The 21,670-nt window shown below is 54.9% G+C and carries 23 protein-coding genes; 9 read left to right on the top strand and 14 right to left on the bottom strand.

What is annotated here, in order from left to right:
* Positions 1 to 3: 3 nt before the first annotated feature.
* The 4 genes from ABWV33_RS19220 to ABWV33_RS19205 all read left to right on the top strand — a co-directional run bounded on the left by ABWV33_RS19220 (position 4) and on the right by ABWV33_RS19205 (position 3,745).
* Positions 4 to 1,209, top strand: coding sequence for a branched-chain amino acid ABC transporter permease (locus tag ABWV33_RS19220; protein ID WP_121999347.1), 1,206 nt, complete (start codon positions 4 to 6; stop codon positions 1,207 to 1,209).
* An 11-nt stretch (positions 1,210 to 1,220) separates the two neighbouring features.
* Positions 1,221 to 1,976, top strand: a complete 756-nt coding sequence (locus ABWV33_RS19215) for an ABC transporter ATP-binding protein (protein WP_164622204.1) — start codon at positions 1,221 to 1,223, stop codon at positions 1,974 to 1,976.
* A 12-nt stretch (positions 1,977 to 1,988) separates the two neighbouring features.
* Positions 1,989 to 2,744, top strand: coding sequence for an ABC transporter ATP-binding protein (locus ABWV33_RS19210; protein WP_113822644.1), 756 nt, complete (start codon positions 1,989 to 1,991; stop codon positions 2,742 to 2,744).
* 149 nt (positions 2,745 to 2,893) lie between these two features.
* Positions 2,894 to 3,745, top strand: coding sequence for a glycosyltransferase family protein (locus tag ABWV33_RS19205; protein ID WP_251134210.1), 852 nt, complete (start codon positions 2,894 to 2,896; stop codon positions 3,743 to 3,745).
* 6 nt (positions 3,746 to 3,751) lie between these two features.
* Here the strand turns inward: ABWV33_RS19205 and ABWV33_RS19200 are convergent, their stop codons facing one another.
* Genes ABWV33_RS19200 through ABWV33_RS19190 form a run of 3 tightly spaced genes read right to left on the bottom strand, consistent with a single transcriptional unit; the run spans position 3,752 to position 7,217 of the window.
* Complete coding sequence (locus ABWV33_RS19200) at positions 3,752 to 4,555, bottom strand: 3-hydroxybutyrate dehydrogenase (RefSeq protein WP_353333068.1); 804 nt, start codon at positions 4,553 to 4,555, stop codon at positions 3,752 to 3,754.
* Positions 4,552 to 6,060, bottom strand: coding sequence for a class I adenylate-forming enzyme family protein (locus tag ABWV33_RS19195; RefSeq protein WP_353333066.1), 1,509 nt, complete (start codon positions 6,058 to 6,060; stop codon positions 4,552 to 4,554). Before ABWV33_RS19195 ends, ABWV33_RS19200 begins: the two co-directional genes overlap by 4 nt.
* Positions 6,057 to 7,217, bottom strand: a complete 1,161-nt coding sequence (locus ABWV33_RS19190) for an acetyl-CoA acetyltransferase (protein WP_353333064.1) — start codon at positions 7,215 to 7,217, stop codon at positions 6,057 to 6,059. Before ABWV33_RS19190 ends, ABWV33_RS19195 begins: the two co-directional genes overlap by 4 nt.
* An 86-nt stretch (positions 7,218 to 7,303) precedes the next feature.
* Between ABWV33_RS19190 and ABWV33_RS19185 the strand changes: the two genes are divergently transcribed.
* The 4 genes from ABWV33_RS19185 to aat all read left to right on the top strand — a co-directional run bounded on the left by ABWV33_RS19185 (position 7,304) and on the right by aat (position 10,514).
* On the top strand, positions 7,304 to 7,840 hold the full coding sequence (locus ABWV33_RS19185; protein ID WP_113822639.1) for a LuxR C-terminal-related transcriptional regulator: 537 nt from the start codon (positions 7,304 to 7,306) through the stop codon (positions 7,838 to 7,840).
* 144 nt (positions 7,841 to 7,984) lie between these two features.
* Positions 7,985 to 8,479 (top strand): acetyl-CoA carboxylase biotin carboxyl carrier protein, encoded by a 495-nt coding sequence (gene accB / locus ABWV33_RS19180; protein ID WP_113822638.1) that lies wholly within the window; start codon positions 7,985 to 7,987, stop codon positions 8,477 to 8,479.
* A gap of 10 nt (positions 8,480 to 8,489) precedes the next feature.
* A complete protein-coding gene (accC, locus tag ABWV33_RS19175; RefSeq protein WP_121999341.1) occupies positions 8,490 to 9,836 on the top strand; it encodes an acetyl-CoA carboxylase biotin carboxylase subunit in 1,347 nt (448 codons plus the stop codon).
* Positions 9,837 to 9,881: 45 nt separating this feature from the next.
* Positions 9,882 to 10,514: a leucyl/phenylalanyl-tRNA--protein transferase gene (aat, locus tag ABWV33_RS19170; RefSeq protein ID WP_353333061.1), complete on the top strand. Its 633-nt coding sequence runs from the start codon at positions 9,882 to 9,884 to the stop codon at positions 10,512 to 10,514.
* On the opposite strand, the gene ABWV33_RS19165 is transcribed toward aat, so the two are convergent.
* The 6 genes from ABWV33_RS19165 to ABWV33_RS19140 all read right to left on the bottom strand — a co-directional run bounded on the left by ABWV33_RS19165 (position 10,478) and on the right by ABWV33_RS19140 (position 14,251).
* Positions 10,478 to 10,837, bottom strand: a complete 360-nt coding sequence (locus ABWV33_RS19165) for a DUF2155 domain-containing protein (RefSeq protein ID WP_174217221.1) — start codon at positions 10,835 to 10,837, stop codon at positions 10,478 to 10,480. The genes aat and ABWV33_RS19165 overlap by 37 nt on opposite strands.
* Positions 10,834 to 11,289, bottom strand: a complete 456-nt coding sequence (gene mlaD, locus ABWV33_RS19160) for an outer membrane lipid asymmetry maintenance protein MlaD (protein ID WP_113822635.1) — start codon at positions 11,287 to 11,289, stop codon at positions 10,834 to 10,836. The genes ABWV33_RS19165 and mlaD overlap by 4 nt, the downstream gene beginning before the upstream one ends.
* A gap of 12 nt (positions 11,290 to 11,301) precedes the next feature.
* Entirely contained in the window at positions 11,302 to 11,685 is a 384-nt protein-coding gene (locus ABWV33_RS19155; protein ID WP_113822634.1) for an NADH:ubiquinone oxidoreductase subunit NDUFA12, read from the bottom strand.
* Between the two features lie 88 nt (positions 11,686 to 11,773).
* Complete coding sequence (locus tag ABWV33_RS19150; protein ID WP_164622196.1) at positions 11,774 to 12,133, bottom strand: RidA family protein; 360 nt, start codon at positions 12,131 to 12,133, stop codon at positions 11,774 to 11,776.
* 66 nt (positions 12,134 to 12,199) lie between these two features.
* Positions 12,200 to 13,468, bottom strand: a complete 1,269-nt coding sequence (gene clpX, locus ABWV33_RS19145; RefSeq protein WP_121999338.1) for an ATP-dependent Clp protease ATP-binding subunit ClpX — start codon at positions 13,466 to 13,468, stop codon at positions 12,200 to 12,202.
* A gap of 150 nt (positions 13,469 to 13,618) precedes the next feature.
* Positions 13,619 to 14,251, bottom strand: a complete 633-nt coding sequence (locus tag ABWV33_RS19140; RefSeq protein ID WP_113822631.1) for an ATP-dependent Clp protease proteolytic subunit — start codon at positions 14,249 to 14,251, stop codon at positions 13,619 to 13,621.
* A gap of 263 nt (positions 14,252 to 14,514) precedes the next feature.
* On the opposite strand from ABWV33_RS19140, the gene ABWV33_RS19135 reads away from it, so the two are divergent.
* Positions 14,515 to 15,519 carry a GlxA family transcriptional regulator gene (locus ABWV33_RS19135; protein WP_353333057.1) on the top strand — a complete coding sequence of 335 codons (1,005 nt, stop codon included), beginning with the start codon at positions 14,515 to 14,517 and terminating at the stop codon, positions 15,517 to 15,519.
* 31 nt (positions 15,520 to 15,550) lie between these two features.
* Here the strand turns inward: ABWV33_RS19135 and ABWV33_RS19130 are convergent, their stop codons facing one another.
* From ABWV33_RS19130 to soxB, 5 genes are all read right to left on the bottom strand, one after another.
* On the bottom strand, positions 15,551 to 16,813 hold the full coding sequence (locus ABWV33_RS19130; RefSeq protein ID WP_353333055.1) for an FCSD flavin-binding domain-containing protein: 1,263 nt from the start codon (positions 16,811 to 16,813) through the stop codon (positions 15,551 to 15,553).
* Positions 16,814 to 16,854: 41 nt separating this feature from the next.
* On the bottom strand, positions 16,855 to 17,517 hold the full coding sequence (locus ABWV33_RS19125) for a c-type cytochrome (RefSeq protein ID WP_353333053.1): 663 nt from the start codon (positions 17,515 to 17,517) through the stop codon (positions 16,855 to 16,857).
* 49 nt (positions 17,518 to 17,566) lie between these two features.
* Entirely contained in the window at positions 17,567 to 18,616 is a 1,050-nt protein-coding gene (locus ABWV33_RS19120; RefSeq protein WP_113822627.1) for a c-type cytochrome, read from the bottom strand.
* A complete protein-coding gene (gene soxC, locus ABWV33_RS19115) occupies positions 18,600 to 19,880 on the bottom strand; it encodes a sulfite dehydrogenase (RefSeq protein WP_121999334.1) in 1,281 nt (426 codons plus the stop codon). Before soxC ends, ABWV33_RS19120 begins: the two co-directional genes overlap by 17 nt.
* Before the next feature lie 83 nt (positions 19,881 to 19,963).
* Positions 19,964 to 21,667, bottom strand: coding sequence for a thiosulfohydrolase SoxB (gene soxB / locus ABWV33_RS19110; RefSeq protein WP_353333050.1), 1,704 nt, complete (start codon positions 21,665 to 21,667; stop codon positions 19,964 to 19,966).
* Positions 21,668 to 21,670: the final 3 nt, after the last annotated feature.

Below are 21,670 nucleotides of genomic sequence, written 5' to 3'. Positions count from 1 at the left end.
GACATGTTCGGTCTCGACAAAAAAGACACCACCATGTTGCTGGTCGTCGCTATCATGGCGCTGTTTGCGCCCTTCATCCTCAACCCGTTTCCCGCGGACAGCGCCATGGCGCAGTTCAATGCAGGCTACCCTGACCTGATGCAGCGGTTTGTAATCTTTGGCATCTTTGCCATTGGGTTCAACATTCTGTTTGGTTTGACTGGATACCTGTCCTTTGGTCACGCGGCCTTTCTGGGTGTCGGATCCTATTCGGCAGTCTGGATGTTCAAACTGCTCAGCATGAACGTGATCCCGGCCATCCTGCTGTCGGTTGTCATGGCGGGCTTGTTTGCCCTGCTGATCGGGTTTGTCAGTTTGCGCCGCTCGGGGATCTATTTTTCGATCCTGACACTGGCCTTTGCGCAGATGTCGTTTAACCTAGCCTATTCAGTACTGACGCCAATCACCAATGGTGAAACCGGTCTGCAACTGACGCTAAATGACCCCCGTGTTCTGGGTGTTAGCCAAACGGCAGACGGCTCTATCCCCGTAACCAGCTTGTTTGGCTTGGAGATGCGCTCGACCTATGAAATGCACCTTGGGCCTTGGTTGTTCCAGTTCAACGCAGGCTACTATCTGTCGGCCTTGATTATGCTGGCGTCGTTCTATCTGGCGATCCGCATCTTCCGTTCACCCTTTGGGATGATGCTGCGGGCGGTGAAATCAAACCAACAGCGCATGAACTATACCGGTCTGAACACCCGTCCCTACACTCTGGCTGCCTTTGTCATCTCGGGCATGTATGCCGGTCTGGCCGGTGGTCTGATGGCCTCGATGGATCCGCTGGCAGGTGCCGAGCGCATGCAATGGACGGCAAGTGGCGAAGTTGTTCTGATGACCATCCTTGGCGGTGCGGGTACCCTAATCGGCCCAGTCGTCGGCGCAGGATTCATCAAGTACTTTGAGAACATCTTCTCCAAGATCAACGACAACGTCCTGCACCAGTGGTTCGCATTTATGCCCGATGGGCTTGAGGACGCGATGGTATTCATCGTGCACCCCTTCATCGGCAAGGGCTGGCACCTGACGCTGGGCATCCTGTTCATGTTGGTTGTGATCTTCCTGCCCGGTGGTCTGGTCGAAGGTGGTCAAAAAATCGCAGCTTGGGTGCGCAAAAAGCGTAACAAAGGCAGCGATGACACCACCACCAAAACCGAACCTGCAGAATAAGGAGACGCGAGATGGGAATTCTTGAAGTCAAAGGCGTCAACAAACGGTTCGGTGGTCTCCAAGCGCTGGGGGATGTAAACCTCAGCGTGGCCGAAAACACCGTGCATGCCATCATCGGCCCTAACGGAGCTGGCAAATCTACCTTGCTGAACTGTTTGGTGGGCAAGCTGATCCCCGACACAGGATCGGTCATGTTCGATGGGCAATCGGTACTGGGGCGCAAACCGTTCGAGATTAACCAGATGGGTATTTCCCGCGTTTTCCAAACGCCAGAGATCTTTGGTGATCTGACGGTGCTGGAAAACATGATGATCCCCTGCTTTGCCAAACGGGATGGCTCGTTCGAATTGAACGCCATCCCCTCGGTCGCCAGCCAAAAGGATGTGCTGGAAAAGGCCGAAGCAATGCTGGTCGACATGAACATGGCCGACAAACGGCACATGAATGCGGCTTCGATGTCTCGGGGCGACAAGCGCCGGCTAGAAATCGGCATGTGCCTGTCACAGGAACCACGTCTGTTGCTGTTGGATGAACCCACCGCCGGTATGGCGCGGGCGGATACCAACAACACCATCGATCTGCTGAAACAGATCAAGGACGAACGCGACATCACCATCGCGATCATCGAACACGACATGCATGTGGTGTTCTCACTGTCCGAGCGCATCACCGTTCTGGCCCAGGGCACCCCCCTTGTCGAAGACACGCCCGAAAACATCAAAGGCCACCCCAAGGTACGCGAAGCGTATCTGGGCGAGAGCGCTTAAAGGAGAAGAACCATGAACGTTAAACCGGACTTTTCCAAAAACGCCAATATGGCCACCACGGCCCCGGCCTTTCTCTCGGTCTGGGACATGCACGCCTATTACGGTGAAAGCTACATCGTGCAGGGCATCTCGTTCAATGTGCACGAGGGTGAAATTCTCGCCCTGTTGGGGCGTAACGGTGCAGGCAAGACCTCAACCCTGCGCGCCATTGCTCGACTGGATGACCCGCAAGTCTCGCACGGTGAAATCTGGCTGGACCACAAACCGCTGCACAACATGTCCAGCTATGAGGCCGCCACCGTCGGTTTGGGGCTGGTCCCCGAAGATCGCCGCATCATCGCGGGTCTGACAGTCGAAGAAAATCTGCAACTGGCCCAGATTGCACCGCCCATTGGGTGGTCAATCGAGCGTCTCTATGAATTGTTCCCGCGCCTTGGTGAACGCCGCAAGCAAGAGGGCGTGACCCTTTCTGGTGGTGAACAACAGATGTTGGCAATTGCCCGCGCATTGGCCCGTGACATCAAAGTGCTATTGCTGGATGAACCCTACGAAGGTTTGGCCCCGGTGATCGTTGATGAGATCGAAAAGACCCTCATCCACATCAAAGAACAGGGTATGACAACTGTCATCGTAGAACAGAACGCCGTGCGGGCGCTGGAATTGGCGGATCGTGCCGTCATTCTGGACACGGGCGGCATCGTCTTTGACGGATCCGCTTCCGAAGTTCTGGAAAACGAAGAACTACGCGCCGAATATCTGGCGATCTAACTGAACACTCCCCGTCGAGAAAGAGCTCAGGTTCTTGCGTCGACTAACTCTTGGCCAGCTCTCCACGAGCTGGCCTTTTTTTTGTGTCCACAGAAAGGCTTGTCGGATCCTGATATTCCCGCCTAAATAGCGTCATGAAAATTTGTGCGATGACAATGGTGTATCGGGACTATTGGGCGCTGTCCCAATGGTATGCCCATTTTGGACGACACTTGGGGCATGAAAACCTGTTCATTGTGGCCCATGGTCCAGACCCCGAAATTCAGCGGCGCTGCCCACTGGCCAGCATCATCACCATTCCACGCGAGAAATTCGACAACTTCGACAATTCGCGCAGCAAAATGCTGAACGCATTTCAGAACGGGTTGGATGAAATCTACGACTGGGTGATCCGCACGGATGCAGACGAACTGATTTGCCTTGATCCTTCGCTCTATGCAAGTTTCGAGGATTTCTTTGCCCAACAAGAGGGCAAATCCGCGTTCTCACTGGGTATAAACCTTGCCGAAATCGAAGGCGATGCGCCCCTACCCCATGATACTTCAGTCCTGAAATTGCGGCGGCATGCGCTGTTCTCAAGCCATTACAGCAAAGCCTGGGCTGTGCGCGGGCGTATTGGGTTGCATCGACATGGGGTTCAGGTGCGTCCGCGATTTTGTGAAGACTATCCCTTTCACATTCCACGTGGCGTCTATCTCATTCATTTGAAATTCGCCAATGGGCTGGCCTTGGCGCTGGCGAACAAACACCGCCACGCCGTCGCCAATTCCGAAGGCAAAGGATTGCCAGGGCAAAGCTGGCGCGATCCTGATGTGTCGATACAGAGGATCAGCAAACAATTGGATAACTCAAAATTGCTCCCATGGGCCCACGCCGAAGAGCGCGCCTATGAGATCATTTCGCAAGAGCCGATCCGGGATTTGAAAAAGGGAATCGTGCGCGTGTGTGACCGGCCTATTCGAATACAGGCCACCCTACCCGAATGGTTCCAATCGGCCTGACACGCGCTATTGCACGGTCCAGCCTCCGTCCACCGGAATGGAGGCACCGACAACGTTATGAGCCACAGGAGAACAGAGCCAAAGCGCCAAAGCGCCAATTTCAGCAGGCTCAGACCCGCGCAGCGACGGCTGTTTGTCTTTCAGCATGTCAGCCACTGCCGACTCACGATCCACCCCTAGCGCCGCCATGCGCTCTTTGATCTGCGGTTCAATAATCGCGGTATTGGTCCAACCGGGGCAGATGCAGTTTACCGTAACCCCGCCTTTGGCCTTGTCCCCGCGCGAAGCATATTCCAACGCAGCCGTCTTAGAGAGCCCGATCAAGCCGTGTTTTGCAGCCACGTAAGGAGCCTTTTGTTTGCTCGCCACCAGACCATGAACAGAAGCTATATTGATAACCCGTCCATATCCCCGGCTGGCCATTTCAGGCATCGCTGCCTGCATTGTGTAAAACGCAGCGCTCAGGTTCACGGACAGGATGCTCTCCCACATATCGCTGGGTAGTTTTGACAGCCAATCCGTGTGTTGAATGCCCGCATTGTTCACCAAAATGTCGGCCCCACCCCACGCGGCAACAGCAGCCATTAAATCCTGTATCTGTGTGGGGTGCCGCAGATCACCACGAAAGAAGGCAGCGTCTGCCGCCCCTTTCTTGCGCAAATGATGGCAGACCTCTTCGATCTGTGCATCACCCGCGATACCGTGAACCGCAATACGTGCCCCTGCGCCCGCTAACGCTTCGGCAATCGCCAATCCGATTCCCTGCACCGATCCGGTGACCAAGGCTGTCTTTCCCGTCAGATCCGTCATGTTCCCTCCGCCAGCTGCGTCCTCAGTTCTGTCTTGAGCACTTTGCCATAATTGTTTTTGGGCAGCTCCTGCACAAACACATACTCTTTGGGTCGCTTGAAACGTGCAATGTTTTCAACACACAGTTGATCCAAGACACCTGTTGTGGCTTCTCCGACAACAAAGGCTACGACCTCTTCGCCCCAATCGGTATGCGGGCGTCCCACGACGGACACTTCGGTCACCAACGGATGGGTCAGCAGAACCTCTTCGACCTCACGCGGATATACATTTGATCCGCCAGAGATAATCAGATCTTTGGATCTGTCTTGCATTGTCAAATACCCATCGCCGTCAAGAAACCCCATGTCACCGGTCATCAGCCAGCCATCGACCAATGTCTTGTGGGTGGCTTTGGGATTTTGCCAATATCCCGGCATCACCACATCCCCACGCACCATGATTTCGCCGTGTTCACCAATTGGCACCGGGTTCCCATTTTCATCTCCGATCTGCACCTCGACCGTAGATTGTGCGCGCCCGACGCTGGCCAACCGTTGTTGCCATCGGGGATGTGTTCGATCACTGACATCATGACGCGACAGGGCCGTGATCCCCATGGGGCATTCCCCCTGCCCATAAATCTGTACGAAAATCGGTCCAAAATGGGCAGTCGCGTCGACAATATCGGCCAAATACATCGGGCCGCCCGCGTAAACGATTGTGCGCAAGCCTGTGCCAACCTCGCCTGTCGCCTTTGCCACATCGGTCATGCGCTTAACCATCGTCGGAGCCGCAAACATCTGCACCCGATCAAAGTGCCGCGCCAGATCAAAGATCTCGGCCTCATCAAAACCGCCCGACACAGGGCAGACATGGCGAGCCCCGGCCAGCACATGCAACATGTTGTAGATACCTGCGCCGTGGCTCATCGGCGCGGCATAGAGCACCGCATCCTTATCGCTCACCGTATCTACATCGGTAGAATAGGTCAGCGACATCGCGACTAGCATGCGATGGGTGATCATCACACCTTTTGGCTTGCCCGTTGTTCCAGACGTATAGAACAGCCACGCTAAGTCATCAGGCGCGCGCGTCGCGGGAGCATCCACCGGATCGTGTGCCAAAGCCGCCCTGTAAGCGCGCCCTGTCACATCCATGCATCGCACCGGGACATCAGTCTCTTGGATGGCTTCGGTCAGACCTGGCGAGGTAAAACACAACTCCGCCCCCGCGTTTTCAAGGATATAGGCCACCTCGCGTCCGTGCAGTTTTGAATTGATCGCGACAACCGCAGCCCCCGCGTACCAAACCGCGAACTGTGCAATCAAATAATCCGGACAGTTCTTGAGACACAGCCCCACCCGGTCGCCCGGCTGTACTCCCTGCGCCAACAACCATCCCGCCACGCGCGTGGCCTGATCGTGAAATGCGCCATAATCCGCGATCTGATCCCGTCCTAAAAACAACGCAGGGCGAGTTGGGTTCAATTGTGCCTGTCGGCTCAGCCAAAGACCAAGGTTCACGCTTTCACCGCCTCTAGGATCGAGGCGTAATTGGCGACGCCTGACCCGCCCATATTGAACACAAGCCCCAGTTCAGCCCCCGGATGTTGCATGGCATCCGCCTGCCCCACCACCTGTCGCGCAATAAGCGTATGCATCGACACGCCTGTTGCTCCAACCGGGTGACCTTTGGCCTTGAGCCCACCGGACAAGTTCACCGGCAAGGTGCCGCCTGCATGCACAACACCGCCTTCAAGAACATCTGCGGCATGCCCATGTGCGGCCAGCCCCATAGCCTCGTAAATCAACAGCTCAGCGATTGTGAAACAGTCGTGGACTTCTGCAACGTCCAGATCCCCGACCGTGATTCCCGCGCGATCATATGCTGCGTGAATGGCTTTGCGCGGCCCCTCAAATGCCAGCACATCCCGTTGTGACATCGCCATGACATCATTGACCTGCGCGACACCCCTCATGCGCACCGCTTTGGACACATCGCCCAAAAGATCCTCGGACACCATGACCAGCGCGGCTGCCCCATCCGACACCAAAGAACAATCTGTTTTCTTAAGGGGGGCTGCAATAATCGGGTTACGGTCAGAGACGGCTGCGCAAAAAGCTTCATCCATAGGCTTTTGCAATTGAGCCAGTGGATTGTTGACCGAATTCCCGTGGTTTTTGGCAGCAATCTTGGCCAAGGCCTGCGTGTGATCGCCATACTTCTCAAAGTACGCTTGGGCAAATTGGGCAAAGACACCGGGAAACGACAGACCTGCCTCTTCCTTTTGATATGCCGCATGACCCAACGCCGTCGCAACATCGGCCGTTGGCAGGTGGGTCATCTTTTCCACACCGATAACCAAGGCAACCTTGGCTTCGCCCGACAGGATCGCCTGACGCGCCGCAAACACGGCCGCCGACCCCGAAGCACAGGCGTTTTCCAGACGAGTTGCCGGTTTGAACCGCAAAGCAGGGTCAATCGACATGGCCAGCGATGACGGAAAACCATCTGGCACCAAGCCCCCGTTAAAGTGCCCAATCCAGATGCTATCAACGTCAGCGGCTCCGATCCCTGCATCCGCCAGAGCTTCGCGTCCTGCTGCGGCGATCATATCTTCGAGCGACATATCTGTTAATTTGCCAAACTTCGTGTGGCCCCAACCCGCGATATAAACCATGAAAATTCTCCCATTTTTCAAGAGAAACCTACCTATTCCCATGTGGCCCCTTCAATTCCGTAGAAATACCCGGCACTCTATGCGGCATGAGCGATCTCGCATTTGAATACGCCCCCGTCGGCTTGGTAGAGCTGGAAAACCGGATTATCCGGCGATGTAATCTGCAGTTCGCGCAAACCTTTGGTGGGCATGAAAGCGACTACCGCGATATGCCCTTGCTGCATCTCTATCCTAGTCACGCCGAGTTTGAGCGCATCGGAGCGCGTGGTCTCGCCGCAATGCAAGACACCGGGTACTATAACGACGAGCGTATTATGCGCCGACGCAACGGTGATCTGTTCTGGTGTCGAGCACGGGGCAAGTCACTGACCCCTGACGACCCTTTCCTGCATGGTATCTGGAGTTTTTCTGACATTTCAGAAGACCGCCCGCTGGTCGAATTGACCCCGCGCGAGCGCGACGTCGCGATTCTAACCTGTCGTGGTTTGTCTGCAAAAGAAGTAGGCGGAGAGCTGGGCCTGTCGTATCGCACCATCGAAGCGCATCGCGCCCGATTGTTGGAAAAATTCGGCGCACGAAAACTGCCAGAACTGGTTGCGAAACTCTCTGGCATGCCCTTGTGATTTGTCCCCCCTCGCAATTTGGCACGACATACACCATCTTTGCCTGTGTAACGGCGCTTTTCATGGGACACACGTTGGCCTATAACGCCGGGTAATTTACAGCCCGCGGAACAGACGGGCATAGCGGAACCGTCGAGGACACTCATGACTGACACCAAACACGAAGCGGATGTGGAATTTATCAAAGCATTGGCCGAACTGCTGCGCGAAAACGATCTGACTGAACTTCAGGTCAAGCGCGAATATGGCGAAGAAGACAGCCTAAATGTCCGCGTCAGCCGTGCCGCTCCTGCTCCGATCATGGCTGCTGCGCCTGCCCAGCTGACTGTGCCTGCTGCCGCTCCAGTTGCGGCCGCGGCCCCTGTCGCCGCCGCAGAAGTGCCTGCCGAAGATCCCGCCAGCCACCCTGGTGCGGTCACCTCACCGATGGTCGGTACCGTCTATATGCAGGCCGAACCCGGTTCGCCTGCGTTTGTGACAGTGGGGGCGCAGATCAACGAAGGCGACACGCTGTTGATCGTTGAAGCGATGAAAACCATGAACCATATTCACGCGACGAAAACAGGCACCGTCAAACGTATTCTGGTGGCTGATGGTGATGCCGTAGAATTCGGTACACCGCTGGTCATCATCGAATAAGGCGCGGCGCATGTTTGACAAAATCCTTATTGCCAACCGCGGAGAGATCGCCCTGCGCGTCATCCGCGCGGCACGTGAGATGGGTGTCGCCACTGTGGCGGTGCACTCCACCGCTGATGCGGACGCAATGCACGTGCGCATGGCTGATGAATCGGTTTGCATTGGCCCCCCTGCGAGCGCTGACAGCTATCTGTCGATCCCTGCGATTATCTCGGCCTGTGAAATCACCGGGGCCCAAGCGATCCATCCAGGGTACGGCTTTCTGTCGGAAAACGCCGGGTTTGTGCAGATCGTAGAAGACCACGATATCAAGTTTATTGGGCCAACCGCTCAACACATTCGTATCATGGGCGACAAAATCACCGCCAAGGATACAATGAAGGAACTTGGTGTTCCCTGTGTTCCCGGTTCTGTAGGTGGCGTTCCTGATGTCGAGTCTGCCAGGCGCATTGGCGAAGAAATCGGCTATCCCGTGATCGTCAAAGCCACCGCTGGTGGTGGTGGACGCGGCATGAAGGTTGCGAATACTGCCGATGACATGGAAAGCGCGTTCCTGACTGCGCGGGCCGAAGGCAAAGCCGCCTTTGGCAACGACGAAGTGTACATCGAAAAATACCTCACCACGCCGCGACACATCGAAATCCAAGTGTTTGGGGATGGCCAAGGAACAGCGGTACACTTGGGCGAGCGCGACTGTTCGCTTCAACGTCGCCATCAGAAGGTTTTTGAAGAGGCCCCTGGCCCATCGATTACGCCTGAAGAACGTGACCGTATCGGCAAAGTCTGCGCTGACGCAGTGGCCCGGATCGATTATGCTGGCGCGGGTACAATCGAATTTCTCTATGAAAATGGCGAATTCTATTTCATCGAGATGAACACGCGTTTGCAAGTCGAACATCCCGTCACCGAAGGTATTTTCGGTGTCGATCTGGTTCGGGAACAAATTCGTGTGGCTGCCGGTCTGCCGATGTCCTTTACGCAGGATGATTTGCAGATCAATGGGCATGCCATCGAAGTACGCATCAACGCTGAGCGTTTGCCAAACTTCGCCCCCTGCCCCGGTAAGATCACCGCCTATCATGCCCCCGGTGGGTTGGGCGTGCGGATGGATTCTGCGCTCTACAATGGGTATTCGATTCCACCCTACTACGATTCCCTCATCGGGAAGTTGATCGTACAAGGGCGCAATCGCGAAGAAGCTCTTGCGCGCTTGCAACGCGCCTTGGGTGAGTTGATCGTAGATGGTGTCGACACAACAGTTCCTCTGTTTCACGCGCTATTGCAGGAACCCGACATCCACAGTGGCGACTACAACATCCACTGGCTGGAAAAATGGCTTGAAACCAATCTGGCCTAACTTCTCAGCAGGCCGAGCCACCGGTTCGGCCTCCGAGGTCTTTTTATGAGCCTATCCCCCGAACTTTTGTTACATGCCTATTCTATTGGAATTTTTCCGATGGCCGAGCACCGTGATGATCCCGAAGTGTTCTGGGTAGACCCCAAGCGGCGTGGCGTTTTTCCGCTGGGTGAATTCCACATTTCCCGATCTCTTGCACGTCGCTTACGGCGCAGTTCCTATAGAGCTTCGATCGATCAGAATTTCACTGGTGTCTTAGATGGATGTGCAGACCGTGCTGATACTTGGATCAACGAAGAAATCCGCGCGCACTATATAACGCTTCACAAGCGCGGACATGCCCATTCACAGGAAATTTGGGACGGGGACACTTTAGTTGGCGGTGTTTACGGCGTGATTCTGGGTGCTGCGTTTTTTGGGGAAAGCATGTTCTCACGCCGCACAGATGCATCGAAAATGGCGCTGGCCTACCTTGTCGATCGCCTAAAGCAGACTGGCTTCCGACTATTTGACACCCAATTTCTGACACCGCATCTTGCCTCGCTCGGTGCCAAAGAAATTACACGCGCTGCCTATCATCACCAACTTGAGGTCGCCATCAACAATGACGCTGATTTTTGTGCAGCCTTAGAACAACACCCTCAGGGCGTCATACAACGGATCACCCAAACATCGTAGCGGCTGTGGTCCAATGCGCTCAAGGCGGGCGCTGTTGCGATCATCCAGCCGTCAAACAAAGCTTGCCGTTGGCCTGTTTCCCAGATCGTCAGATAAGCAAAAGCGTCCCCGGTCGGGTTGTTCACTGGAAAGCGGCAATCGCCCAAAGCAACGTCCAGCCCAAAGATCTCGACGGTTTCGCCATTTCGAATTTGAACATCTTGGGTCCGCCCGTTCACTTTGTCCAAGCCACGCAGAAACGCCCCCTGCCCGGACGAGGCCTTGTCTTGTGCCAAGGCTGGACCAGCCGCAAAAACGCATAAAAGAGCAAGTAACCGGATCACTCAGACTCTCCGCTGCCGGCGACGAATTTCACAAGCAGCGAAATCAAGCTGACTGCACCTTGTGTGTCTTCGATTTGATCACCCGCTTCTAGGTTAAAGGGCGATCCACCTGGCATGATTTCCACAAAGTTACCGCCCAACAACCCCTCGGAAGAGATAACAACGGCGCTATCGTCTGGGATCAGGATTTCGTTTGCGACCGTAAACCGGGTATCTGCACGATAGCTTTCTGGGTTCAACGCAACATCGGTGACGGTGCCGATCTTTACGCCAGCAAGGCGCACGTCCGTTCCAACGCTGACCCCTTCTAAAGAACGAAAAGACGCCCCCAGATCATAGCCTGCGCTGCTTTGAGACAACCCAGTAGCCTGTGTCGCGTAAACGGCAAAAGCGATGGCACCGGCAAGAACCGCACCTCCGACAAGAACTTCGGTTAGATTTTGGGTGGACATGTGTCCCCTCGCTTATTCGGGGCTCCAGGCCTCGTAGTCACTACGTTTGACAGGGTCTGCTTTGTGCAGAGATCCGGCGGGCGCGTATGCCAACGTCGTACCAGTCAAATTTTCCTGATGGGGTTTTTCCCACGATTTATGTGCCAGCGGCTTTTTGGTGGGCGGCTCATCCCAAGTGCGGTGCAACCATCCATGCCAATTAGGATCAATCCGGCTTGCTTCGATCTCTCCATTGAAGATCACCCACCGTTTGCTGTCATCGGCGTTGTGATAGAACACATTGCCTTGATCATCCTCTCCCACTTTGATCCCCTTGCGAGAAGTATAGATCTGAGTGTTGAGCGTTTGTCCGTTCCACCAGGTTACGGCGCGCAAAAGAGATTTCAGGATACCCATAGGTGCCTCCGACAATTCATTGCCCAAAGATATGAACCAACCGCGCGCCAAGGTCCAGTGCCGAGACGGCGACACCAGCGCGCAGGCCTTATTCTGGCAACAGAGCGGTCACTTCGATCTCGATTCTGTATTTAGGATCAATCAATCCACATTCGATCATCGTCGCAGCGGGCGGATTTGCGCCAAATGCCTCTGCAAGAATCGGCCAGCACGGTTCAAATTCATGACGATCGGGCAGCATGTATGTCACCCGTACCACATCCGCGAGCGAACATCCTGCCTGCTCTAAGGCGCCGCGAATCGTGACCAACGCGGATTCGCATTGTGCCGCCGCCCCTTCGCCCTGCCCTACGGTGCCAGCAACATGGACAAACCCACCAGCTACAACGGCGCGGCAATAACCAACTTTAGCTTCGAATTCTCCGCCCGAAGAAATGCGCTTAATCATAGTCTCGTTCCCTAACAGAAAACGGCGCAGAATTGACTGCGCCGCTTGATACTCTGGGTTATCAGATCAACCTGCCGAAGCGGGCTCTTTTTCCGCATCCGCATGGATCATCAACGGTTGAGCATCCGAATTCACGGCCTCTTCGTTGACGACAACCTTGGTCACGCTTTCCATTCCGGGCAGCTCGAACATGGTGTCCAGCAGAATGTCTTCGAGGATAGACCGCAACCCACGTGCACCTGTTTTGCGTTCAATCGCCTTTTTGGCAATTGCACTCAGGGCATCTTCGGTGAAGTCGAGTTCGGTATCTTCGAGCTCAAACAAGCGCTGATACTGTTTCACCAGTGCGTTTTTAGGTTTGGTCAGGATGATAACCAACGCGTCTTCATCAAGATCTTCGAGCGTTGCCAAAACGGGCAAGCGTCCGACAAATTCTGGGATCAGACCGAATTTCAACAAATCTTCGGGTTCAAGATCCTGGAAGATCTCACCAACACCGCGTTCATCATTGTCGCGCACATCGGCGCCAAAGCCCATCGCCGAGCCTTTGCCGCGCTGCGCGATGATCTTATCCAGACCAGCAAACGCACCACCGCAGATAAAGAGGATATTTGTGGTATCTACTTGCAGGAATTCCTGCTGTGGGTGTTTCCGGCCACCCTGTGGTGGAACCGATGCAACGGTCCCTTCCATCAGCTTCAGCAGAGCCTGCTGAACGCCCTCACCCGATACATCGCGGGTGATCGAAGGGTTTTCTGATTTACGCGTGATCTTATCAACTTCGTCGATGTAAACGATGCCGCGCTGCGCGCGCTCAACGTTGTATTCTGACGATTGCAGCAGCTTGAGGATGATGTTTTCAACATCTTCGCCCACATAACCGGCTTCGGTCAATGTGGTGGCATCAGCCATCGTAAAGGGCACGTCCAAAATACGTGCAAGTGTCTGAGCCAACAGTGTTTTACCACAACCCGTTGGACCAATCAGCAAGATGTTGGATTTCGCGAGTTCAATGTCAGATCCAGCCTTTTGGGCGTGGTTCAGACGCTTGTAATGGTTATGAACCGCGACTGACAAAACCCGCTTGGCGGTGGCTTGTCCGATCACGTAATCATCCAGAACTTCGCAGATGTCTTTGGGAGTTGGGACACCATCGGTAGACTTTAGGCCACTGGCCTTTGTCTCTTCCCGAATGATATCCATGCACAGCTCGACGCATTCATCACAGATGAACACAGTCGGGCCAGCGATCAGCTTGCGCACCTCGTGCTGGCTCTTACCGCAGAAGCTGCAATAGAGCGTATTTTTGCTGTCACCGCCAGAATTCGTTGCCATGGTCTACCTTTCGGGCTCCGTGTCCGCTTGTGCCCCACGAGGGAGGCGTTTCACCCACTTGTCATAACAATCTAAGACAGCACAGCAGGGTCTACAATCGCAAAACGCACCCCAACTTCAGTCATTGGGGGGCGCCAGTTTATTCAGCACTTATGCTTCGTCGTCTCCGCCTTTGGCGCGATTCTCGACGATTTCGTCGATGTGGCCCCATTCTTTGGCTTCTTCGGGGCTCATGAAGTTGTCACGATCTAAAGCTTTTTCAACGGATTTTTTGGTTTGGCCCGTGTGCTTGACATAAATGTCATACAACCGGTCCTTCAGCTTTTGGGTCTCAGCCGCGTGAATCATGATGTCGCTTGCCTGACCTTGGTAGCCACCGCTTGGCTGGTGCACCATTATGCGGCTGTTCGGCAGCGAGAACCGCATACCCTTTTCGCCACCGGCGAGCAGAACAGACCCCATCGAGGCGGCCTGACCAATGCACAGGGTCGACACCTTGGGTTTGATGTACTGCATCGTGTCATAGATCGACAGACCCGAAGTCACCACGCCGCCTGGCGAGTTGATATAGATGCTAATTTCTTTGGTTGGGTTTTCCGCTTCGAGGTGCAGCAACTGTGCAACCACGAGATGGCTCATGCCATCATGGATCGGGCCATTAATGAAAATGATCCGTTCCTTCAGCAGTCGGGAAAAGATGTCATAAGCCCGTTCACCCCGGCTCGTCTGTTCGACGACCATGGGAACGAGGGTATTCATGTAGGTTTCGGTGGGATCAAACATGTGGACTGCCTGCTCTTGGAATGGATCGGGACCATACCCGATAATGGGTTACCCGAGTCTTAGTGCTGCCTCAGGGGGGCTGCAAGGGCAGTTGCACGATATTCAAACCCAAGGGGACTGCAAGGGTGAGTCGCAATAATACTCTTTCGTGGCGCAAATTTAATATCAACGGCGTGCATTTAATATCAGACTACGCTCAAAACGCCCCCTGCCCTAACGCTATGACCCCCATCCCGATCAATACCGGGACGAAAGGCCCTTCTATGTCTCGCAATCCGTATGTTCAGAAAGGTGCTTCGGCAAATTTCAGTGTTCCGTTTGAGGGTCCGCCAGAAACATTTTATTTTGTCTTGCTTCCCAAAGCGACGATGCTTGCCCTAGCGGCTGCGATTGAACCGCTGCGGATCGCAAATCAATTGACCAAAAAACAGCTTTATACGTGGCACACGATGACTGAAGATGGGGCGCCGATCTATTGTTCCAATGGCTTGCGCATCACCCCGGACGAAGCTCTCAAGCCGTTGCCGTCGAACGCGCACGCCTTTGTTTGCGCGGGGGTTGAGCCGGAAAAAACCTGCTCGACACCCGTTCTGAACTGGATTCGCCGTGAATATAGATTTGGCCGGTCGGTTGGGGGCATCTGTACCGGGGCATTTGCATTGGCCAAGGCCGGTCTGTTGGGTGGACAGCGGTTCACGCTTCATTGGGAAAACCAACCCGGGTTTATCGAGGCGTTTCCATCCCTTATCCCTTCGCCAAGCATTTTTGAATCGGACGGCCGCATCACTACCTGCGGGGGCGGAAATGCAGCTATCGACATGATGTTGGCTCTCATCGAAAAAAACCATGGGCCGCAGCTTGCCATCATGGTCGCCGACATGTGCATACACATGCGATCCGGCACACAATCGCCCCAAAGGTCGTCGCATTCTGTCGTGATAGGTAGTCGCAACCCCATTTTGCTTGCCGCAATCGAGCTGATGCAAAGCGAGCTGGAAACCCCGCTGACAAATACTGATCTTTGTGACCGGTTGGGCATTTCACGGCGTCAGCTCGAAAGGCTGTTCAAGCGCTACCTCGGCCAAGGGCCGATGGCTTATTATCTAGACCTCAGAGTTTCGCGCGCTTTCACGTTTTTGAACGAAACGAATATGACTGTCGCGGAAATTTCAATCGCAACTGGCTTTGCCAACACCAGTCACCTTTCCAGACAGTTCCGCGCAAAATACGGTGATTCCCCGCATTCCTACCGCAAGGCGTGGTCATAGGGGGGGCCGCTTAAGCCGCCCCCCAAACGATTTAGCCGAACATGTCTGAGGTAATGCCAGCATACCAGCCAACACTTTCCTCAAAGGTCGCCTGACGCAGCTCTGCGTCTTCGCCGGTCTTTGAAATAAACCCGTCAACCTTGGCGATTTTCTCTTCGGTTGCCTCGTATGTCGCGCCAACTTTGACACCATCGTTGGTGCCGATCAGCGACCAACAGGTGTTCGAAAACTTGGCCGGGAACATTTTGGAATCAGTCAAAGCCGAACGGATCGCCATCGCGGCCACTTTTGCTTGAGAATTCGCAGAGAAACCAGATTTCGGCATGTCACCCTGAGCACAAGCATCGCCAAGCACATGAATATTTTCATCCATACGGCTTTGCATTGTACGCCCGTCAACAGGCGCCCAATTCCCATCTGTTATGCCTGCCATTTCGCAGATTCGGCCGGCTTTCATAGCTGGGATCACGTTGCAGACGTCCACTTTGGTGTCTTCCCCATCGATGTTCAGCACCATGGCATCCGGGTCTACAGAGACGCTGTTGCCGCCAAAGTCCGGGCCGATCCAGTCGATCATTCCATCGTAGTGATTGCCCCATCCCTCTTGGAACAGCGCCATTTTCGAAAACTTGGGCTTGGGGTCTGCTACAATGATTTTTGCCGTTGGGTTCCGCTCTTTCAACACGTGCGCGACCATCGAGACGCGCTCGTATGGGCCAGGAGGACACCGGTAAGGGTTAGGTGGTGCGACCATTGCAAATGTGCCCCCTTCAGGCATGGCCTCGATCTGAGCTTTCAACAATTCTGATTGCGACCCCGCCTTGTACGCGTGGGGCATTTTGTTCTGCGCGGTAACATCCCAGCCTTCGACAGCGCCATCCACAAAATCAATACCTGGGCTCAAGACCAGCCGATCGTAAGGGAGTGCCGCACCGCCAGCTAATGTGACCGTTTTGGCATCACGATCGATACCCACAGCCCAATCATGAACCACATTTACCCCATACTGGCTCGCCAATGTACCATAGGAATGAGCAATCGAAGACAGCTCGCGAAACCCGCCGAGATAAAGGTTTGAAAAGAAGCAGGTGTAATAGGTCCGCGACGGTTCAACGAGGGTCACATCAATCGCGCCCTTAGATCCTTTGGCTATGTATCGCGCGGCCGTTGCGCCCCCTGCGCCCCCGCCAATCACAACAACCCGTGGCTTTGCTGCCCCCAAAACCATCGGCGCTGACAAGGTTGCAACGGTTCCGGCTGCCGCCCCCAAAAATGTTCTGCGTTTCATAGTCATAGTATTCCTCCTCCTTAAAAAACCGAAACGCGCCAGAGTGGTTACTCGAGCGCGCTGAAATAGGCTGCCAACGCAGCGATCTCTTCATCCGAGAGCCGCCCCGCCATCATTTGCATCACCGGGTGTGGGCGAATTTCCCGCTTGTAGGCATGCATGGCGATAACAAAATCCTCGATCACCCAACCAGTGATCACCGGAATGCCATCGTATTCGCCATCCACTTGATGGCAGGTGGTGCATTCCGTGGCGAGGTATTCGCCATATTCCGGGTCACCAACAATCGCCAGGACGTCTGCATTCAACTCCACCTCGCGTTTGCGGGCTGTTGGGGCGGCTTCGGGTATGTCCTGTGGGTTCGCCGAGAATTGGCGCAAATAGGCCAGGACATCGTTGCGATCTTTTTGATTTTTAAGACCGCGAAACGCCATGCGGGTGCCGCTAACCAACGCTTTAGGGTTTTCAAGGTAGGCATCCAGATGCTCCAGATCCCAGACCATGCCATCCCGACGCGCGCGCTCGATGCCGCGCGAATATTTGAAGTCTTCGAACTGCGCCACTTTGCGGTCAAAAATACCGTTCAAGTGCGGACCCACTTTGTGACGGGCCCCTTGCCCAACTTCGTGGCAAGATGCGCATTGCTGGAACACCTCAGCACCCTGCGCCGCGTCCCCAATGCTGATGGCTTCTTCTTCTGCGTGGGCCATGCTGCTTAGCACGGCCCACGTTAATATTGCTCCTCCCAAACCCCGCATCTTATTGCGGGAAGGATTTGAGGTAGGCGATCACCGCCGCAATATCCTTGTCCTTTTTTAAACCGGCAAAAGACATTTTGGTGCCTTTCATGTATTTCTTAGGCTTGGTCAGGAATGCGCCCAGTTCTTCGTCTGTCCAAACCAGACCACCTTCGGCTGCGGCTTTCATAACCTTCGAGTATTTGAACCCGTCCGCCTTGGCAGCTGCCGCACCAACGATACCGTTCAGGATCGGGCCGGTTTTATTTTTCGCTTTGTCCCCAACCTGATGGCAGGCCTTACATTTCTTAAAGGTCTTTTCGCCCTTTTTCACCAGTTCCGGATCCAAGGCGGCCTCTTGAACGGCTGGCTCTTCAACGGGGGCTTCTTCGACAGGTTCGGCTTTCGCTTCTTGGGCGACCGGAGCGGCTTCAGCTGATGTGCCCTCGTCCGGGGTAACATCCAGAACCAAAGCACGCTTGGTAATCTCGACAGTTTCCTTGCAGTTTTCCATGCAGGGTTCGCCGACAAAATGTGCCTCGGATGTCAGGCGATCATCGAGAATAAACCCGTCTTTGTTGGGCATATCCACCTCAAGGAAGTTGTCCTTGGACAGGACAAACTCATCATCCACCAGATCGTTAGAATACAAGATATAGGCCACGATAGCATAGACCTCGTCCGGTGTCAGAGTCTGCGCATTGCCAAAAGGCATTGACCGGTTGACGTAATCCCAAGTGGTGGACAGGTAGGGCCAATAAGAGCCAACAGTTTTCAACGGATCCTCATGATCCAGTGTGTCCATGCCACCAGCAAGTTTGGGCCAGTTATCAACACCTTCAGCAAAATCTCCGTGGCAGATGGCGCATTGTTCAGCAAAGACTTCTTCGCCGGTGAATACATCGCCTGACCCCTCGGGTAGGCCAGTGCCATCGGGGCTGACATCTTTGTCCCAAGCGGCGATTTCATCTGGTGTGGCGGTGCGACCCAAGCCCAGCTTTTCGGCGTAGGCTGGCAACGCCAACGTGGCGGCCAGAGCTGTGGATACGATCAGCTTACGATACTTCGACATTTTCCGCCTCTCCGGTTGCCTTCACCCACCATGTCTGGATGCAATTGTTGTGATAGATAGAGTTCAACCCGCGCACTTCGCGCAGTTGATCCTTGGTTGGCTGGACATAGCCAGTGGTGTCGCGCGCGCGGCTTTGCAACAGCATCTCGGACCCATCCCAGACGTGATCCAGATAGAACCGCGTCAACGCCTTGTCCTGACCGGGGGCGGCCAAGCGCGCCTCTTTCCAAGTTTTGCCGCCGTCGATCGAGACATCAACACCGCTGATCGCGCCGCGACCTGACCAGGCCAACCCGGTGATCACCAACGGGCCCTTGCCGTGTTTGATAGGCGCCTGCGGGCTGGGCGCGGTGACGACAGATTTCGCATCCATCTCCCATGTCCATTTGCGTGCGATACCATTGGCCAGATTATCGGTGTATTTGCTGGTCTCTTCGCGGCTTTCCACAGCTTGGTCAGTCACTTCGATGCGACGTAACCACTTGATCCACATGTTGCCTTCCCAACCGGGAACAACCAGACGGACAGGGTAACCATGCTCTTTGCGCAGCGCTTCACCGTTGGCTTTGAACGCCACCAACACATCGTCCAGCGCCTTGGCCATCGGAATGGAGCGCCCGTTCGAGGACGCGTCCGCGCCTTCGACATAGACCCATTTGTCTGCCAGATCGCCAGCAGCATCTAGCCCCGCCTCTTCCAACAAAGTGCGCAGACTGATGCCCGAATATTCCATGTTGTGGATCATGCCATGGGTGAACTGAGCACCGTTCAACTGCGCCCCCGCCCATTCCATGCCGGTGTTCGCTGCACATTCACAGAAATACACCCGATTTTCACGGGGGAAACGCTCCAGATCTTCGTACGAGAAGACCAGTGGCGTATCGACCAACCCGTTGATCATCAGGCGGTAATCTTCTTTGCGCAGCTCAATCGCACCCGAATGGTGGCGTTCGAACGCACAGCCTTGCGGGGTGATCGTGCCGTCCAGCGCGTGAATGGGCGTAAAGTTGATCGAGCTGATGGTATCCGCAGTCAGCCATTCAACATTGCGGCGCACCACGTCCTGTTCGAATTCAATTGGCAAACCATAAGGGGTTGCATCAACGCCCTCACCTGTGGCGGATGCCCACTCTTGAACTTGCGTGATCAGCGGATCCCCGTTGGCCTGCGCTGCACCTGCAGCAACAGCACCAACCCCGGCAGCAGCAGCCCCGGTCAGGAACTGACGGCGCGAGGGGGACGTTTTATTGGAGCTTTCACTCATTTGAAATTGTCTCCTTTGCATCAAGAAATTCACATAAGTGAATTCGTTGCTTGAAAAAAATTTCGACCGAGGTCGGGGCGCTGTTACGCGCCCACAACCTTGACCGATGTGTTGGGGGTGACAGACACTGTGCCCAGCTTCTTGATATGGCTTTCCACCACATCCCAGATCTGTGGCCCTTCGGTGCCCTCGTTGACGCTGGCCCAGCCAGCGACGACATAGTTTTTATCGGCTTGAAGCTCTTCACCTGTTTTCAACAAAGTCAGATCGCTGATGCGTTCGCCCTGTGGCTTGGTGACGTCGATACGATAGCCAAGACCGCCGACGCGCACCATGTCGCCGCCCTGCTGATAGTACGGATCAGGATTGAACAGGTTGTCGCCAACGTCCTCAAGAATAACTTTGATGAACTCGCCGGTCATCTCACTGCGATAGGCCTCCCCATAGCTCATCGAGGTAACGTTCCAGATGTCCTCGCGGGTGATCTCTTGCCCCGGCAGGATCGACGGTCCCCAACGCACGCCGGGCGACATGGCAATGTCAGCCTCGCGTTCGCTCAGCAACGCATCACAGATCAAATCATCCCACGTGCCATTGAAGTTGCCCCGACGATAGAGCGTCGATGCATCATCGGTACGGCCAATCACTTCGCTCAGTTGATCCGCATAAGGCGCGCGCTGTTCGTCGATCAGCTTGGTGATCGTCGCGTCAGGCGCAATCACGTCTGAGAAAATCGGGATCAGCTTGTGCTTGAGGCCCATCAACTGACCATCCCGCACGTCCAGATCAACCCGGCTAACGAACTTGCCGTTGGAACCAGAGGCGATGATGTGGGTTTTTTCTACCAGAACCGGCTCGGGCAGCGCATCATGGGTATGGCCCGACAAGATCACGTCGATGCCCTGAACTCGACCCGCCATTTTCTTGTCTACATCAAAGCCGTTGTGAGACAAAACGACAACCACATCGGCCCCGGCCTCGCGGACCTCATTCACCATATCCTGCATGTTCTCATCCCGAATACCAAACGAGTATTCTGGGAACATCCAGCGCGGGTTGGCGATGGGCATGTAAGGGAACGCTTGGCCGATCACAGCGACTTTGGAACCGCCCCGATCAAAGAATTTGTAGGGTTTAAACAGCTCAGCTGGTTCATCCCATTCGGAATCAAAAATGTTCTGGCCAAGGGCGGCAAACGGCAACCCCTCTACGATCTCATTCACCCGGTCTGAGCCCAAGGTGAATTCCCAATGGAATGTCATTGCATCCGGTTTCAACGCGTTCATCACGTTGACCATGTCCTGCCCTTCGGTGTGGTGACAGGTGTAAGACCCGTGCCATGTATCGCCGCCATCCAGTAACAAAGCATCAGGGCGATCCGCGCGAATGGCGTTGATCACAGTGGATACGCGATCCAGACCACCAACGCGGCCATAGGTTTTGGCAAGCGATGCGAAATCATTGTATGTCAGAGCATAGGCAGACGGCGATCCGTCTGCGATACCATAGGCCTTGCGGAAATCCGCGCCGGTCACGTGTGGCATCTGGCCATTTGCGGCACCAATGCCCAAATTCACCTCGGGTTCACGGAAAAAGATCGGTTTCAGCTGCGCGTGAATGTCGGTGATATGGATCAGAGAGATATTACCAAAGGTATCAAACTCTAGCAGCTGGTCCTGCGTCAGCGACTGCTGCGCCGCCAGACGGGCCCAATTGCCGAAACCAGAGGCCCCAACCATGGCAGATGCCGCCATAGAGACCTGAAGAAAATCACGACGAGAGATCATGAG

It is taken from the genome of Phaeobacter sp. NW0010-22 (genome assembly GCF_040365955.1).
In the GTDB taxonomy this organism is placed as follows: Bacteria; Pseudomonadota; Alphaproteobacteria; order Rhodobacterales; family Rhodobacteraceae; genus OMPR01.
Note: the sequence above shows the minus strand (reverse complement) of the source record. Positions and strands in the feature narration are given on the sequence as shown.

What these genes read in the sequence shown, in the direction of transcription:
- ABWV33_RS19220 (WP_121999347.1), top strand. Translation starts at nt 4, where the DNA reads ATGTTCGGTCTCGACAAAAAAGACACCACCATGTTGCTGGTCGTCGCT.
- accB (WP_113822638.1), top strand. Translation starts at nt 7,985, where the DNA reads ATGACTGACACCAAACACGAAGCGGATGTGGAATTTATCAAAGCATTG.
- ABWV33_RS19130 (WP_353333055.1), bottom strand. Translation starts at nt 16,813, where the DNA reads ATGACTATGAAACGCAGAACATTTTTGGGGGCGGCAGCCGGAACCGTT.
- soxC (WP_121999334.1), bottom strand. Translation starts at nt 19,880, where the DNA reads ATGAGTGAAAGCTCCAATAAAACGTCCCCCTCGCGCCGTCAGTTCCTG.
- ABWV33_RS19215 (WP_164622204.1), top strand. Translation starts at nt 1,221, where the DNA reads ATGGGAATTCTTGAAGTCAAAGGCGTCAACAAACGGTTCGGTGGTCTC.
- ABWV33_RS19135 (WP_353333057.1), top strand. Translation starts at nt 14,515, where the DNA reads ATGTCTCGCAATCCGTATGTTCAGAAAGGTGCTTCGGCAAATTTCAGT.
- ABWV33_RS19155 (WP_113822634.1), bottom strand. Translation starts at nt 11,685, where the DNA reads ATGGGTATCCTGAAATCTCTTTTGCGCGCCGTAACCTGGTGGAACGGA.
- aat (WP_353333061.1), top strand. Translation starts at nt 9,882, where the DNA reads ATGAGCCTATCCCCCGAACTTTTGTTACATGCCTATTCTATTGGAATT.
- ABWV33_RS19185 (WP_113822639.1), top strand. Translation starts at nt 7,304, where the DNA reads ATGAGCGATCTCGCATTTGAATACGCCCCCGTCGGCTTGGTAGAGCTG.
- ABWV33_RS19200 (WP_353333068.1), bottom strand. Translation starts at nt 4,555, where the DNA reads ATGACGGATCTGACGGGAAAGACAGCCTTGGTCACCGGATCGGTGCAG.
- ABWV33_RS19125 (WP_353333053.1), bottom strand. Translation starts at nt 17,517, where the DNA reads ATGGCCCACGCAGAAGAAGAAGCCATCAGCATTGGGGACGCGGCGCAG.
- clpX (WP_121999338.1), bottom strand. Translation starts at nt 13,468, where the DNA reads ATGGCAACGAATTCTGGCGGTGACAGCAAAAATACGCTCTATTGCAGC.
- ABWV33_RS19150 (WP_164622196.1), bottom strand. Translation starts at nt 12,133, where the DNA reads ATGATTAAGCGCATTTCTTCGGGCGGAGAATTCGAAGCTAAAGTTGGT.
- ABWV33_RS19205 (WP_251134210.1), top strand. Translation starts at nt 2,894, where the DNA reads ATGACAATGGTGTATCGGGACTATTGGGCGCTGTCCCAATGGTATGCC.
- ABWV33_RS19210 (WP_113822644.1), top strand. Translation starts at nt 1,989, where the DNA reads ATGAACGTTAAACCGGACTTTTCCAAAAACGCCAATATGGCCACCACG.
- ABWV33_RS19140 (WP_113822631.1), bottom strand. Translation starts at nt 14,251, where the DNA reads ATGTTTGATCCCACCGAAACCTACATGAATACCCTCGTTCCCATGGTC.
- ABWV33_RS19120 (WP_113822627.1), bottom strand. Translation starts at nt 18,616, where the DNA reads ATGTCGAAGTATCGTAAGCTGATCGTATCCACAGCTCTGGCCGCCACG.
- soxB (WP_353333050.1), bottom strand. Translation starts at nt 21,667, where the DNA reads ATGATCTCTCGTCGTGATTTTCTTCAGGTCTCTATGGCGGCATCTGCC.
- accC (WP_121999341.1), top strand. Translation starts at nt 8,490, where the DNA reads ATGTTTGACAAAATCCTTATTGCCAACCGCGGAGAGATCGCCCTGCGC.
- ABWV33_RS19190 (WP_353333064.1), bottom strand. Translation starts at nt 7,217, where the DNA reads ATGGTTTATATCGCGGGTTGGGGCCACACGAAGTTTGGCAAATTAACA.
- mlaD (WP_113822635.1), bottom strand. Translation starts at nt 11,289, where the DNA reads ATGTCCACCCAAAATCTAACCGAAGTTCTTGTCGGAGGTGCGGTTCTT.